General features: G+C 41.3%; 11 protein-coding genes and 1 pseudogene. 4 read left to right on the top strand and 8 right to left on the bottom strand.

What is annotated here, in order from left to right; all coding sequences use genetic code 11:
* Positions 1-127 (top strand): annotated as a pseudogene (locus DCO44_RS10280) (IS5/IS1182 family transposase); the annotation flags it as partial.
* Positions 128-304: 177 nt separating this feature from the next.
* On the opposite strand, the gene DCO44_RS10275 reads toward DCO44_RS10280, so the two are convergent.
* From DCO44_RS10275 to DCO44_RS10260, 4 genes are all read right to left on the bottom strand, one after another.
* Positions 305-523 carry a hypothetical protein gene (locus DCO44_RS10275; protein ID WP_116761603.1) on the bottom strand — a complete coding sequence of 73 codons (219 nt, stop codon included), beginning with the start codon at positions 521-523 and terminating at the stop codon, positions 305-307.
* Between the two features lie 140 nt (positions 524-663).
* On the bottom strand, positions 664-1,548 hold the full coding sequence (locus tag DCO44_RS10270) for a lysophospholipid acyltransferase family protein (RefSeq protein WP_116761601.1): 885 nt from the start codon (positions 1,546-1,548) through the stop codon (positions 664-666).
* A gap of 306 nt (positions 1,549-1,854) precedes the next feature.
* Positions 1,855-3,642, bottom strand: a complete 1,788-nt coding sequence (gene aspS, locus DCO44_RS10265; RefSeq protein WP_116761599.1) for an aspartate--tRNA ligase — start codon at positions 3,640-3,642, stop codon at positions 1,855-1,857.
* A gap of 161 nt (positions 3,643-3,803) precedes the next feature.
* Positions 3,804-4,568, bottom strand: a complete 765-nt coding sequence (locus DCO44_RS10260; RefSeq protein WP_116761597.1) for a DUF4184 family protein — start codon at positions 4,566-4,568, stop codon at positions 3,804-3,806.
* Between the two features lie 159 nt (positions 4,569-4,727).
* On the opposite strand from DCO44_RS10260, the gene znuD reads away from it, so the two are divergent.
* Both znuD and DCO44_RS10250 read left to right on the top strand, forming a co-directional pair.
* Positions 4,728-6,797: a zinc piracy TonB-dependent receptor ZnuD gene (znuD, locus tag DCO44_RS10255; RefSeq protein WP_116761595.1), complete on the top strand. Its 2,070-nt coding sequence runs from the start codon at positions 4,728-4,730 to the stop codon at positions 6,795-6,797.
* 105 nt (positions 6,798-6,902) lie between these two features.
* Positions 6,903-8,366, top strand: coding sequence for a phospholipase D family protein (locus tag DCO44_RS10250; RefSeq protein ID WP_116761593.1), 1,464 nt, complete (start codon positions 6,903-6,905; stop codon positions 8,364-8,366).
* A gap of 79 nt (positions 8,367-8,445) precedes the next feature.
* Here DCO44_RS10250 and DCO44_RS10245 read toward each other — a convergent pair whose 3' ends face one another.
* On the bottom strand, positions 8,446-8,898 hold the full coding sequence (locus DCO44_RS10245; protein WP_116761591.1) for a hypothetical protein: 453 nt from the start codon (positions 8,896-8,898) through the stop codon (positions 8,446-8,448).
* 174 nt (positions 8,899-9,072) lie between these two features.
* Here DCO44_RS10245 and DCO44_RS10240 point away from each other — a divergent pair, with 174 nt between their 5' ends.
* Entirely contained in the window at positions 9,073-9,486 is a 414-nt protein-coding gene (locus tag DCO44_RS10240) for an RcnB family protein (RefSeq protein ID WP_116761589.1), read from the top strand.
* 83 nt (positions 9,487-9,569) lie between these two features.
* Here the strand turns inward: DCO44_RS10240 and DCO44_RS10235 are convergent, their stop codons facing one another.
* From DCO44_RS10235 to DCO44_RS10225, 3 genes are all read right to left on the bottom strand, one after another.
* Positions 9,570-10,067, bottom strand: a complete 498-nt coding sequence (locus DCO44_RS10235; protein ID WP_116761587.1) for a phosphate-starvation-inducible protein PsiE — start codon at positions 10,065-10,067, stop codon at positions 9,570-9,572.
* 116 nt (positions 10,068-10,183) lie between these two features.
* Positions 10,184-11,965, bottom strand: a complete 1,782-nt coding sequence (locus tag DCO44_RS10230; RefSeq protein ID WP_116761609.1) for an acyl-CoA dehydrogenase C-terminal domain-containing protein — start codon at positions 11,963-11,965, stop codon at positions 10,184-10,186.
* A gap of 168 nt (positions 11,966-12,133) precedes the next feature.
* Entirely contained in the window at positions 12,134-13,936 is a 1,803-nt protein-coding gene (locus tag DCO44_RS10225; RefSeq protein WP_116761585.1) for an acyl-CoA dehydrogenase C-terminal domain-containing protein, read from the bottom strand.
* Between the last annotated feature and the right edge of the window lie 171 nt (positions 13,937-14,107).

Genomic DNA, 14,107 nt, shown 5'->3' with positions numbered 1-14,107 from the left:
AGTTGAAAATGCCTTTGCGAGGTTAAAACATTTTCGAGCGATTGCAACCCGATTTGATAAGCTGGCACGAAATTATCAGTCTATGATTTACATTGCTTGTATGTTCATTTGGTGTAAAGCCAAATAAGGACACGCCCTAGTAAAGTGGATCATTTGTGGATTGGAAATATAATAATGATTAAGATCAGAAGCCTTTTATATTAACAAATAAATAAGATTAAAAGCTTTATCTATCATATTTTATAACGAGTATTATCACCACCAGTAAAATTGTATAGCTTAAAACCAGTGATGATTGGTGTGATTAATTTCGGTCAGCATTCCCTTTCAATACCATATAAATCAAACCGACAAAAATCGCAAAGGCGCCACCTAAACTACTCACACAGAAATACAGAATACGGTCAGAGGTGTCTAAGTTAAATAAACCATTGGCAAGAATATAGCGCATGAATAACCACTGGACGACTGCAAAAACAATTACCACCAGACCACGACGGCGGACTTCAGGACGCATAGCCATAAGCTTGCTCATCTATCAACATAAAAACAGCGGCTATTATGCCACTGCTCAGAATTGATCTCAAATGAATAAAAACAATCAGCTCAATGTTATATAAATTTATATAAATTTGAGCTTTCATTTTTATAATCTACAAAAAGTCAGATCGTGGGTTGTTTGCAGTAAACATTGACATTGCCATAACAATTCCTGAAACGTTTGTATGACCAGATATACTGCTCGGGCGCGAGCTGGATCATCTCTTGCATTGCAAGATTTAAGCTATCCACAGATTGTTGTAAATCTTTTGAAAGAATTGTTTGAGGCAATTCGGTGCAATATACATCAAAACTGGATAATTCAGGATTACGGATACAGCTTAAGCCAATGACATTGCATTGCGTCTTGGCCGCCATTTTCGAAACCAATGTTGCCGATAGTGTATTTTGCTGGAAAAAATGTGAATAAATTCCGCCAGAAGCTTTAGGTAAATGATCAGGCAAAACGACAGTCAGACCACCTTGCTTTAGATGTTTAAAAATTTGACGTATTCCTGTTTCATCTGTTGGTACCAAGGTGGCATTAAATTTCTGTCGGGCATTTAAAATATACCGATTCACGCCTTTTATTTTGTCAGGTTTGTACATGATCATGGGTTGCGTATAAATATTTAACCAAGCATTTAACAGTTCCCAACAACCAAAGTGAGGAACGACCACAATCACGCCCTTTTGATTGGCTAAAGCCTTTTCTAAGAGCTCTGCACCATGAATATTTTTGAGTAAGTCTAGGCTGTATTGAGGTGACATTCCCCAGCATTTTACAAATTCGATATAGGTGAGACATTGACTTTGAATACTAAGGCGAATCCGATGTTGTAACTCTATTTCATTTAATTCTGGATAGGCCAATCGGAGATTAATCGCTGTAATTCGTTTGATGGAGGAGTTTGTATGAAAGAGTAGATAGGCAATCCAAAGCGCGACTTTTTGTAAAAATGACAAAGGTAAAATTGCGATAAATTTAAGCAGGAAATAAATAGCCATATTTTGACTCAAGCATCTTTTTTACAAGAAAGGGTAAGAGAAAATTTTGCAAAGAAACTTAAAATCTATGATAGATAGAATCAAAAAAAGAAGAGCATCTTAAGAACAAAATGGATTTTTAAATAGAATAATTAAGGCAAGAACTGTTGCAACAGAATATAGGCTATCGTTGCTTACTCTAAGCGTGATTAAGAAAAAGTTCAAAAGAAAAATAGCAATGATCTGTAAAAATACAATGTCCAAAAAAGTTGTTCATTAAAAATAAAAAAACCCTGCACAAGGCAGGGTTTTGAGTGAAGCGAAAGATTATGCTTCTTTTGCTTCAGCTTTTTGTTTTTCGCGTAAACGAATGCCTAAGTCACGCAATTGGTTTGCTTCAACTGGTGCAGGTGCTTGCGTCAATGGGCATTCAGCAGTCTTGGTTTTCGGGAATGCAATCACATCACGAATCGAAGATGCACCAGTCATTAACATGATCAAACGATCAAGACCAAATGCCAAACCACCGTGCGGAGGCGCGCCATAACGTAATGCATTGAGTAAGAAGCTGAATTTTTCTTCTGCTTCTTCTTCACCAATACCTAATGCTTCAAAAATGGCTTTTTGCATTTCTAAAGTATAAATACGTAGTGAACCACCACCGACTTCAGTGCCGTTCAATACCATATCGTAAGCAACAGAAAGCGCAGCGCCTGGGTTGTTCTTCACTTCTTCAACACTTGATTTTGGTAGTGTGAATGGGTGATGCACAGAGGTCCACTTGCCATCATCAGTTTCTTCAAACATTGGGAAGTCAACCACCCAAAGCGGAGCCCACTCGCAAGTTGCAAGTTTCAAGTCATGACCGATTTTCACACGAAGTGCGCCCATCGCGTCATTTACGATCTTCGCTTTATCTGCACCAAAGAATACGATGTCGCCATTTTCAGCACCAACACGCTTCAATAGATCAAGTACGATTGGCTCGATAAATTTAACGATTGGAGATTGAAGACCTTCGATGCCTTTTTCAAGTTCATTGACTTTGATGTAAGCCAAACCTTTCGCACCGTAGATGCCAACGAATTTAGTGTATTCGTCAATCGCACTACGCGGTAATGAACCTGCGCCAGGCACACGTAAAGCCACAATACGGCCTTTCGGGTCTTTTGCAGGGCCAGCGAAGACTTTGAACTCAACGTCTTGCATTAAGTCTGCAACATCAACCAGTTTCAACGGAATACGCATATCTGGCTTGTCAGAGGCATAGTCACGCATCGCGTCTGCATAGGTCATACGTTCGAATTTATCGAATTTTACATTCAATAATTCATTGAACATTTTAACCGTTAAGCCTTCCATTAAATCCATGATGTCATCGTCACTCATGAACGATGTTTCAACGTCGATTTGGGTAAATTCAGGCTGACGATCTGCACGCAAATCTTCGTCACGGAAACATTTAGCGATTTGGTAGTAACGATCAATACCACCCACCATCAACAACTGTTTGAACAATTGTGGTGATTGTGGAAGCGCGTAGAAGCTACCATTAGAAACACGACTTGGCACTAAATAGTCACGTGCGCCTTCAGGCGTTGCACGGGTCAAAATTGGTGTTTCAACGTCAAGGAAACCGTGATCTTCGAAGTAATTACGAATTAAGTTAGTCACTTTAGAACGGAAACGTAAACGCTCTAACATTTCTGGACGACGGATATCCAAGAAACGATATTTCAAACGAATTTCTTCTGAAATATTGGTATTTTCGTCATTCAAAGGGAATGGCGGAGTTTCAGATTGAGCAAGAACTTCAATGTCTTTACCCAAAACTTCGATTTGACCGCTCACCATATTGGCATTTTCTGTGCCTTCATAACGGCGACGTACACGGCCTGTAATTTTTAATACGAATTCTGAACGTGCTTTGTCCGCAGTTGCGAATGCTTCAGGAGTATCTGGATCAATAACGACTTGAACTAAACCATCACGGTCACGCATGTCGAGGAAGATAACACCACCGTGGTCACGGCGACGATGTACCCAACCGCAAAGGGTTACTGTTTCATCAATTTGGGCTTCGGTTAAAGAACCGCAGTAATGAGTTCGCATCATAGCGTATAAAATCCAACTATATGGGTTAAGGAAGCGCATACGTAAACAGCGTACCGCCTGTAAAGGAAGGATTATGCCTCGTTGATGATTTTGTCACAAGGACTAGATCCAAATTCCACATTATTTCAGGACGTTTCGGTGCAAAATTCGGGAACAAAAGGTTATTTGAAATACTGTTTTTGATCGAAGAACATAAAAATAAGACAGCCTGCGCTGAAGATGACTAAAGCGGTTTGACTAAATTCATTGATGCTTCGCCCGGTAAAATAGTAAAGGTCTGCGACCCAGATTTCATGAGAAAAATAACGAGCATAATCCCAAACTGAATAAATACCACTCAGCAACGTTAAGCCACATAAACTCCACGCATAGAGCTTAATCTTGAGCGAAACTTTTTCTCTTTGTCGAAACTGTTGAAAATAATGGATACACATCCAAACAAGAATGGGTAATGCAGCGATTGATGTGCCAATTTGAAGCACACGATGCACAGGAAAATTCTGCCCGAATAGGGAGATGCTTTGACTCAGGAAATCATGAAAGGCAAAGGTTCTGAAGTCGACATGGGTCAGGCCGTCCCAAATGAGATGGGTACTTACCCCAACCAAAATGCTGATGACAACGCCTACAATAAAACCCATGCTTGTTTTGAGTTGTGTGAGCTGTAATGGATCTTGTAATCCTAAAAAACGATATAACACAGGGCGATAGAGTAAATACCAGAACAGACAAAAAATCAGTCCAATTGCCAAATTCGGATAAATTAAAGCATTCCACAGATGGGTTTTTCCGCCATCTTGTTGGGTAAAAAGCCGTATCAGATCGGGCGTCATACAACCAATCGAGAGGGCAGCAGTGGGTAAATATCCTTTGCTGAGTTTAGCAAGAGGAGGTGCGAGAACGGCATGAGACAGGGTAAAGGGCATGAAATCTGGTTAATCCCATAATTCGAAATAAGGCGATAAAATGGATATTGCGCTCAAACAGGATAAAGAACTTAGCATGTAGATTCTGTTTTTTATTGCAAAATAATTGCAATGTTATATTATAACAATTAATAGCTTTCACCAGACCAAACCTGACTCATGTTATTTCATAAGAATTTACTTTCCGTTGCGATTCTTGCGGTAATCGCACCTTCTGCATTTGCACAAGATGATGAATCTACGCAAAAATTAGAAACCATTCAAGTGACAGCACATCCTTTGGTACAGACCGCAGTGGATTATTCTGCTGCCGATAATGTTATTAAGAGCGATCAGTTGGTACAAGGCGGTACCACCATAGGTGAAGCACTAAGTGATCAGGTCGGGGTCTATTCCAATCAGTTTGGTCCAGGTGCCAGTCGCCCCGTGATTCGAGGACAAGATGCTGCACGAGTAAAAGTCTTGGCAAATGCTTCTGAAACCATGGATGTATCCACTTTATCGCCCGATCATGCGGTGACGGTTGATCCCACTTTGGCCAAGCAAATTGAAATTGTACGTGGCCCATCAACCTTATTGTATGGTGCTGGAAATGTGGGTGGTTTAGTTAATGTCACGGACAATAAAATTCCCACCCAGATGCCAGAGAACGGCTATGAAGGAAAACTTGGTGTACGTTACAACACGGGCAACGATGAAAAGTTAGCTACAGCAGGGGTAACAGTTGGTTTGGGGGATCAAGTTGCATTACGTGTTGAAGGCCTAAAACGCGATGCAAATAATTATATTGCCCCAGATTATGTTCATGAAGGTGAAAAAGAACATCGCGTAGATAACACTTTTGCGGAGTCTCAAAATGTGACTTTAGGACTGTCGTGGATTTATGATCGTGGTTTTACGGGAATTTCTTATACCAATCGTCAAGATCAATATGGATTGCCGGGTCATAATCATGAATATGAAAGCTGTGAAGCATCAGGAAATGTACTGATTGGCTGTGGAGAGGATGAAGATGATCATTCAGCACATGGCGAACATGATTCAGCGCATGACGAGCACGTACATGAAACTGGTCCTTGGGTCGATCTAAAATCCGAGCGTTATGATTTTAGAAGTGAGTTGGCAGACCCATTTGCAGGCTTCCAAAAACTACGTGTACAAGCAAGTTATACCGATTATCAACATGATGAAATTGAAGAAGGTCAAGCTGCCACAACCTTTAAAAGCGAAGGTTATGACACGCGTTTAGAATTGCTGCATAACCCGATTGGGGCATGGGAAGGGGTAATTGGCACGCAGTTTGGTCGCCAAAAACTCGATATTACGGGAGAAGAAGCGTTATTTTCTGGGCCAAGTACCACAGATAAATGGAGTGTGTTTGCTTTAGAGCATCGCCAATGGAACGATGTGCATTTTGAACTGGCAGCACGTTTTGATCAGCAAAGTATCGATATTGATTCGCCACAAAAAGATTATGACGATCACGCATTTTCCTATTCAGGTGCAGCAAACTGGGCATTTGCACCGAATTATAAATTGTCTTTGGTGGCCTCTCATCAAGAACGTTTACCGATGGCGCAGGAGCTGTATTCACAAGGTAAGCATCTGGCGACCAATACCTATGAATTGGGCAATGAAAATTTAGCTGTTGAGAAATCGAATAACCTTGAATTGGGTTTCCATTACGATACTGATCGACTGAACTATCATGTTCATGTGTTCCATAACTGGTTTGATGATTATATTTATGCGCAAACTCTGGATCGTTATGAAGATTTTCGTTTAATTCAATATACGCAAGATAAAGCACGCTTTTATGGGGCTGAAGGGGAAATCTCCTATCAACTGTCGCCAATTTATACCGCCACATTATTTGGTGACTATGTGCGTGGAAAAATTGATGCTGAAGGGGATGCACCACGTGTTCCTGGTGGCCGTGTAGGAACACGTTTTGACGCTGATTTTGGTGATGGTTTTTCAGGAACTGCGGAATATTACCGTGCCTTCAAGCAAGACAAAATTGCAGTCTATGAAACAGAAACTGATGGCTACAATATGGTAAATCTGGGTTTAGCTTATGCCGCCCGCCTTTCGGATAAAACAGATTATCGGGTTTATGCCAAGGCCAATAACCTGTTAGATGAAACCGTATATAACCACGCGTCATTCTTATCGACACTTCCACAAATGGGGCGGAACTTCACAGTTGGGTTGGAGTTTGGTTTTTAAGGAACTATCAGCTTTTTGAATGGATTCAAGGTGATGTCACACAAAGCCACTTGAAAAATGTGTCAAGAAAACCTAGCCTGAACCTATTGGGTTAGGTTTTTTCTTATGCGTATTTTCCGAAAAATTCATCATAAATTAAATTGGACACCGCAGCGTTATGTTGCGGTGATTGTCAGTTTCTTGGCACTGGGCTATTTGGCTTCAGGGATTTATCATACGCTAAAGCCATTACCCGAAGGTTTAAATTACACAGGGAAACTACGGCATGCCCAAGTGAAGTTTTTAGCGGATCAGACTTATTTAACCCGTGATGGCAAACAGCAGCAACAGCATGTCATTTTTAATGAAATGTTAAAAATGATTGATGAAGCCCAAACCACCATTGTATTGGATATGTTTTTATTCAATAAAGAAGTGGGTGAGTCGAAACTACAACAGCAAGCTTTAACCCAACAATTAACCGATGCCTTAATTTCGAAACGTCGCCAGTTTCCGCAGGTTGAAATTAAATTTATTACCGATCCCATTAATTCAGTCTATGGTGGCGTAGCGCCTGAACATTATCGTCAACTGCGTCAGGCAGGCATTGATGTGATTGAAACCGATTTGCGTCCACTCCGGGCATCAAATCCAACTTGGTCAGGTTTCTGGTATTTATGCTGTCAAAATGCAGGCAATAATCCTGAAAAAGGTTGGTTGCCAAATCCATTCGGTAAAGAACCAATTACCTTACGCAGTTATTTTAATTTGTTTAATTTTAAAGCCAATCATCGTAAAACTTTGGTGGTGGATACTGCACAGGGGTGGAAGGCTTTAGTTACTTCGATGAACCCACATGATGGCAGTTCACGACACTCTAATATCGCTTTAGTGGTGACGGGAAATACCGCCATCGATATTTTAAAGACTGAGCAAGCGGTCGGTCGAATGTCTGGTGGTGACATGCCTGTGATTATTCTGGGTGAGTTTGAAGCCGCCAAAACAGAACCCCAAGTGCAAGTCTTGACGGAACAAGCAATTTTAGATGCGACGTTAAACTTAATTACGACTGCAAAAAAACACGATCAGATTGATTTGGCAATGTTCTATTTATCTGAACGACAAATTATTCAAGCCCTTATTGCAGCACAGGAGCGTGGTGTGCAACTGCGGGTTTTACTTGACCCGAATAAAGATGCTTTTGGACGTCAAAAAAATGGCATTCCAAACCGTCAGGTGGCATCTGAGTTACATGAAGCGGGCATAGCTGTGCGTTGGTGTAATACCCAAGGTGAACAATGCCACAGTAAAATGATTGTGAAGCGGGGTGCGAATAGCAGTGAGATGATTTTAGGTTCAGCCAATTTTACTGCGAGAAATATTAAAAATTATAATTTAGAGACAGACTTGCGTGTATTGGGTTCGACTCAGGCCCAAGTGTTTCAAGATGCGAATCAGTATTTTAATACAGCATGGTCAAACCTTGAAGGGAAACAAATGAGTGTGGACTATACCCAGTATGCGGATGACTCGAAGTTGAAATATGCGTTGTATCGTTTTATGGAATGGAGTGGTTTATCGACGTTTTAATTTTTAATCCCTGCTAACCTCCCTTTATTTAAAGGGAGGAAATTCCTGATTTAGATCAGGAATTGAGAGGGGGTGTTGTTTATACCTGAGGATTTGGCGGAATGATTTGATCCAGCTCTTTGTCGGTCATATTGTCTAATTCATGTAAATCCGTTTTGATTTTCCACTGCGTTTCATCTTCGACAGGTTGTGGTAAACGGGCTTCAAGCCAGTCACAAACCACATCGGGTGGAAAATCTGGGTGATTACATTGAATGACCCACGCCAGAAATTCCTTGGCTTCACCATTCATATAAGGTGGAGGCGAAACTGGAAGAAATTGCGTTGGTAAACGTTCATTGGTTGAAATGTAATTCAGTACATGTCCTAGTTCTTGAACGGTTTGCCATGCAAGAGGATGATCGACATTAATTTGGAATTTAAACCACCACGCATGTTGACCATCTGTTCCATAAGAGTCGATTAATCTTTTTTGTACGCTCGGTACTTTTGAGAAAAATTGATGCAGTCGTTCAAAGTTCAATTCCGCCACAATGTTCCACCTAATCCATGAAAAAAATTATTTTAACATAAAGCGTAGCAATCAAAATTCACATTCAGAGCAGGAATAACATCCTGTACAAATCTTTGCCCAGCCTGCTATTTTTATGCATGCTTGGGTATAAATTTAGGTTAAAATATCAACAAATATCGTTGGGAGCAGCAGATGAAAGTGAAGTCCTGTTTTGCATGTGGGATAGTCATCTTGATGCTGAGTTCTAACTCTGCCTTCGCAGATGCCAATGGCTGGTCAAACTATCAGGGCACCAGTACCAAACGCCCGAATTATCGACCTTATCCACCGCAACCGCCTTATCCAAACCGACCTTATCCGCCACAGGATCATCGGCCACCAAATTGGAATCGACCACAAGCCAATGTCAGTATTAATTTACAGGCGCCTACTTATACTCAATACAATCATCAAAGTACCAGTTATGTTTTTGGTGATGCCAATTCGCGCATTGAAAGTTCAAATTATCGGATTATCAATGATTGGCAGCGTTTAGGCTTACCTGAACCGCCACAAAACATGTACTGGATCTTTGAAAATGGTCGCTATGTGTTAGTCCCAAGATAGAGAAAAAACTTACCAACTTCCGATTTGAACGTAGCCACAGAGGTCATGCTCGAAAGTAGGTAAGCTAGATTTACAAGATTCAATTAAGCCAATTCATCATCTTCAGGGCGCGGGGTTTTACCTTGAGGTAAGGGTTGATCTTGATGTTTATCACGCATGACGGAAGGAAACGTCCATGACGCATAACGCACAATTAAAATGGCCAGCGCAAGAATCAAGATTGAACCTGTAATAATCACCAAGTCCATATCGGCTTTATGATCGTGTTGAATATCTGAAATCAAAAGACGGGTGAGGGCGGTAATTGCCACATAAATCAGAAAGCGGACAGGCATGTGATTGGTTTTAAAATAAATGCCAACCATGGCACCCAATTCTAAATAGATAAATAACAACAGAATATCGTCAATGGTGGCGTATTGTTTGACGGTGAGGATTTCGATTACGGTATGCACGGCGGACCATGCCACCATACAGCCAATAATGAATAGGGCAATGTAGTGAAAGCTTTCAACTGCTAAATTGCCTAATCGGTCGAGGAGGGTTTCAATTTTAACCACTTTAGTATCTCGTTCAGACATCTTTACCTCCTATTATTTGAAATAACAACTTATTCAATCATAAGCAAATTTCATGCACATGAATATTGTGGCATAAAAAAACGCCTGACAGAGCAGGCGTTTTTTACACTTAGGGATTATGCTTGGCTAGTGAAGTAATTTTCACTGAAATTCATAATCAAGTCAGAACCTGCTTTCACTTTAGCAATACGCATGTCTAATTCTGGAAGAATACGTTGTGCGAAGTATTGAGCAAGTGCCAATTTGTTTTGGAAGAACTCGCCATCTTTGTCTTTTGCTGCATTGGCAATGCGAGCAAACATATAAGCGAAGCTGAGTAAGCCCACAGCATGTAAGTAGTCTACTGCTGCTGCATTTGGGAATTCTACGCTTTCAGCCGCTTGAGCAAGCACGAATTGAGTCAGGTCGGCAATTTCTGTCGCTGCATCCAAAGTTGCGTCTTTAATGAAGTTTAAGTCCGCATCTAAACTATTAGCGAAATCACGGATTTCTTCGATGTATTCTGCAATGTAGGCACCGTTACACTTAATGGTTTTACGACCGATCAAGTCTTGAGATTGAACGCCATTGGTTCCTTCGTAGATTTGTGCGATACGTAGGTCCCGAACACATTGTTCCATACCCCATTCACGGATATAACCATGACCACCGAAGCACATTTGTGCATCAAGCGTTGCTTGGAATGCAGTGTCAGTTAAGTAAGCTTTCGCAATTGGTGTAAGAAGTGCAACGCGGTCATTGGCTTTTTTCACCGCTGCCGCATCAGTCGAGAATTTGGTGATGTCTAACTGCTGACCCACATACACAGCAAATGCACGAGAAGCTTCGTTGTTGGCACGTACGTTTAACAACATACGACGTACATCACCATGCACCAAAATACTGTCTGCTGGTTTGTTTGGAGATTTCACACCAGAAGCGCTACGACCTTGTAAACGATCCGTCGCATATTGTGCTGCATTTTGGTAAGCAAATTCAGATGCGCCAAGACCTTGAATACCCATTGATAAACGTTCGTAGTTCATCATGACGAACATCGCTGCAAGACCTTCGTTTTCTTTACCGACGAGGTAACCTTTTGCACCATCAAAGTTCATGACGCAAGTTGCAGAGGCTTTGATGCCCATTTTGTGTTCGATTGAACCTGGACCAGCAGCATTACGCTCACCCACTGAACCATCTTCGTTTACCATGAATTTCGGCACAATGAATAATGAAATACCACGTGAACCCGCAGGTGCATCTGGAGTTTTCGCCAACACCAAGTGAATGATGTTTTCAGCTAAGTCGTGGTCACCGCCAGTAATGAAGATTTTAGTACCCGTAATGTTGTAAGTACCGTCTTCGTTACGTTCAGCTTTAGTTTTGATAATACCTAAATCTGTACCTGAGTGGGGTTCTGTTAAGCACATGGTGCCTGACCATTCACCAGAGTAAATTTTAGGTAAATAGGTTTCTTTTTGCTCTTGAGAGGCATAACTGTTCAGTGCCATACCAGCACCCACAGAAAGTAATGGGTAAAGCATGAAAGAAGGGTTGGTTGCGAATAGCATTTCGTCAGAAAGCACAGTCAGCATTTTTGGCATGCCTTGACCGCCCCATTCTTCTTCTGCACCTAAACCAATCCAGCCACCTTGGGCATATTGCTTAAATGCTTCTTTGAAACCAGCAGGTGTAGTTACTGCGCCATTATTATAAGTTGCACCTTCCTCATCACCTGTACGGTTTAGCGGAAGCGTTACATTTTGCGCAAATTTTGCCATTTCTTCCAAAATAGCTTCTGCAGTCGCAGCATCTAAATGCGCTAGATTTTCGTTCGACTGCCAGAATTGTTCTGCGTTAAAAACATCATTTAAGATGAATTTCATATCTGCAAGCGGTGCGTTATAAATTGGCATAGTTAGTTCACCTTTGTTGTATACATCATGTGCTGAATGTGGAATAACACGCATTCACACGTATTATTGATAGAATTAAATTTAGCATTGATTACATAAAAAAAGGACCGTCAAAACCGACCAGTCCTTTTTTCTTAAATTAACATTGCAAGCAATATTAAAGTATGGTTAGAACGCGAAGTGTTCTGCGTCTAATGACATTAATGGCTCTACACCACCAGCAATCACATCAACGTGTGAACGAACACGTGGCAAGATTTTCTTGAAGTAGAAGTGTGCAGTGGTCACTTTGGCATTGTAGAAGTCAACATCTGAGGTACCCGCAGCAAGTGTTTGCTGTGCAACCAACGCCATTTGAGCCCAGAGGTAACCCAGCGTGACGTAGCCAGAGAAATACAAGTAATCTACAGCAGCAGCACCGACTTCATCTGGGTTTTGCATAGCGCGCATACCAATTTGCATGGTGAGGTCGCCCCATTCTTTGTTGAGTGCAGCAAGCGGTTCAACAAATTCTTTCATTGCAGCGTTGTCTTTGTTGGCATCGCAGAATTTGTGAATAATCTTAGTGAAGTCTTTCAACATTGCACCTTGAGTACCCAAAACTTTACGACCTAACAAGTCCAAAGCTTGAATTTCGGTTGTACCTTCGTATAAGCAAGCGATACGGGTATCACGAACAATTTGTTCCATACCATGTTCAGAAATAAAACCGTGACCACCAAACACTTGTACGCCGTGTTTTGCAGATTCAGAACCTGTTTCAGTTAAGAAGGCTTTTGCAATTGGAGTAAGCAACGACAAAATGTTGTCAGAGTATTTACGCTCTTCTTCAGTTGCACCTTGCTCTACGATGTCAGCATGGAAAGACAATAAGTAAACCAATGCACGACCTGCTTCAGCAAAAGATTTTTGCGTTAACAACATGTTGCGTACAGCTGGGTGAACAATAATTGGATCTGCTTCTTTTTCAGGTGCTTTAGGACCAGAAAGTGAACGCATTGCTAAACGATCTTTAGCATATGCAAGCGCACCTTGGAATGAACCTTCAGATGCAGCAAGACCTTGAACAGCAGTACCAATACGTGCTGTGTTCATGAAGGTAAACATACAGTTTAGACCACGGTTTTCAGGTCCAATCAAGTAACCTTTTGCGTTGTCAAAGTTGATGACGCACGTTGCGTTACCATGAATACCCATTTTGTGTTCGATAGAACCACAACGTACCGCATTACGCTCACCCACAGTACCATCAGCATTTAAGTTGAATTTTGGCACGATGAAGAGTGAAATCCCTTTGGTACCTTTTGGTGCACCAGGAAGACGAGCAAGTACAATGTGAATAATGTTCTCTGCCATGTCATGCTCACCAGCAGAGATAAAAATTTTCTCGCCTGTAATTGCATAACTACCGTCAGCATTTGGTTCAGCTTTAGTGCGGATAATCCCTAAGTCAGAACCTGCATGAGATTCAGTTAAGCACATGGTCCCTGTCCAAACACCTGATACAAGGTTTGGTAAGTAAGCGTCTTTCTGTTCTGTAGAACCATGGTGTTCTAAAGTACGGACTGCGCCGTGAGAAAGCCCAGGATACATACCCCAAGCCCAGTTTGCAGTACCGACCATTTCTGAAATCACGTTACCTAAAGAAACTGGTAAACCTTGACCGCCGTATTGTTCTTCTGCTGAAAGTGAAGGGAAGCCTAACTCGATATATTTTTGGTACGCTTCTTTAAAACCAGTTGGTGTCGTCACCACACCATCATTCCAAGTACAACCTTCGCGGTCACCGCTTTGATTGATTGGAGACAATTCATTTTCACAGAAATCTGCCGCAGCTTCTAAATATTGGTCAACCAATTCACGGCTTACGGTTTCTTGGAAAGCAGGAAGTTTTGCATAATGTTGTTCAGCATTTAGTAATTCATGCAAAACGAACTGCATATCACGTAAGGGCGCTTTGTATTGTGGCATGTCGGTTTTCCTCAATACTGGTTTTAACCAGCGTTATAATCCTAATAAACATGGTGACGTGCCTTCAATGACACGTTTTTAAGTACAAGTTAATCGTGCAACATCTTGTTATAAGGTACAAGCACTTGCCCCCCATTTCTTAGTGACTGTAAAGTCAAAAAAAGGTGGCTT

The sequence above is a fragment of the Acinetobacter sp. AM genome (assembly GCF_003105055.1).
GTDB lineage: Bacteria > Pseudomonadota > Gammaproteobacteria > Pseudomonadales > Moraxellaceae > Acinetobacter > Acinetobacter tibetensis.
This window is presented reverse-complemented; position numbering and strand designations above follow the sequence as displayed.

Bases quoted from the DNA above. Each gene is read 5' to 3' on its own strand.
- DCO44_RS10275 (WP_116761603.1), bottom strand. From the start codon at position 523: ATGGCTATGCGTCCTGAAGTCCGCCGTCGTGGTCTGGTGGTAATTGTT.
- DCO44_RS10270 (WP_116761601.1), bottom strand. From the start codon at position 1,548: ATGGCTATTTATTTCCTGCTTAAATTTATCGCAATTTTACCTTTGTCA.
- aspS (WP_116761599.1), bottom strand. From the start codon at position 3,642: ATGATGCGAACTCATTACTGCGGTTCTTTAACCGAAGCCCAAATTGAT.
- DCO44_RS10260 (WP_116761597.1), bottom strand. From the start codon at position 4,568: ATGCCCTTTACCCTGTCTCATGCCGTTCTCGCACCTCCTCTTGCTAAA.
- znuD (WP_116761595.1), top strand. From the start codon at position 4,728: ATGTTATTTCATAAGAATTTACTTTCCGTTGCGATTCTTGCGGTAATC.
- DCO44_RS10250 (WP_116761593.1), top strand. From the start codon at position 6,903: ATGCGTATTTTCCGAAAAATTCATCATAAATTAAATTGGACACCGCAG.
- DCO44_RS10240 (WP_116761589.1), top strand. From the start codon at position 9,073: ATGAAAGTGAAGTCCTGTTTTGCATGTGGGATAGTCATCTTGATGCTG.
- DCO44_RS10235 (WP_116761587.1), bottom strand. From the start codon at position 10,067: ATGTCTGAACGAGATACTAAAGTGGTTAAAATTGAAACCCTCCTCGAC.
- DCO44_RS10230 (WP_116761609.1), bottom strand. From the start codon at position 11,965: ATGCCAATTTATAACGCACCGCTTGCAGATATGAAATTCATCTTAAAT.
- DCO44_RS10225 (WP_116761585.1), bottom strand. From the start codon at position 13,936: ATGCCACAATACAAAGCGCCCTTACGTGATATGCAGTTCGTTTTGCAT.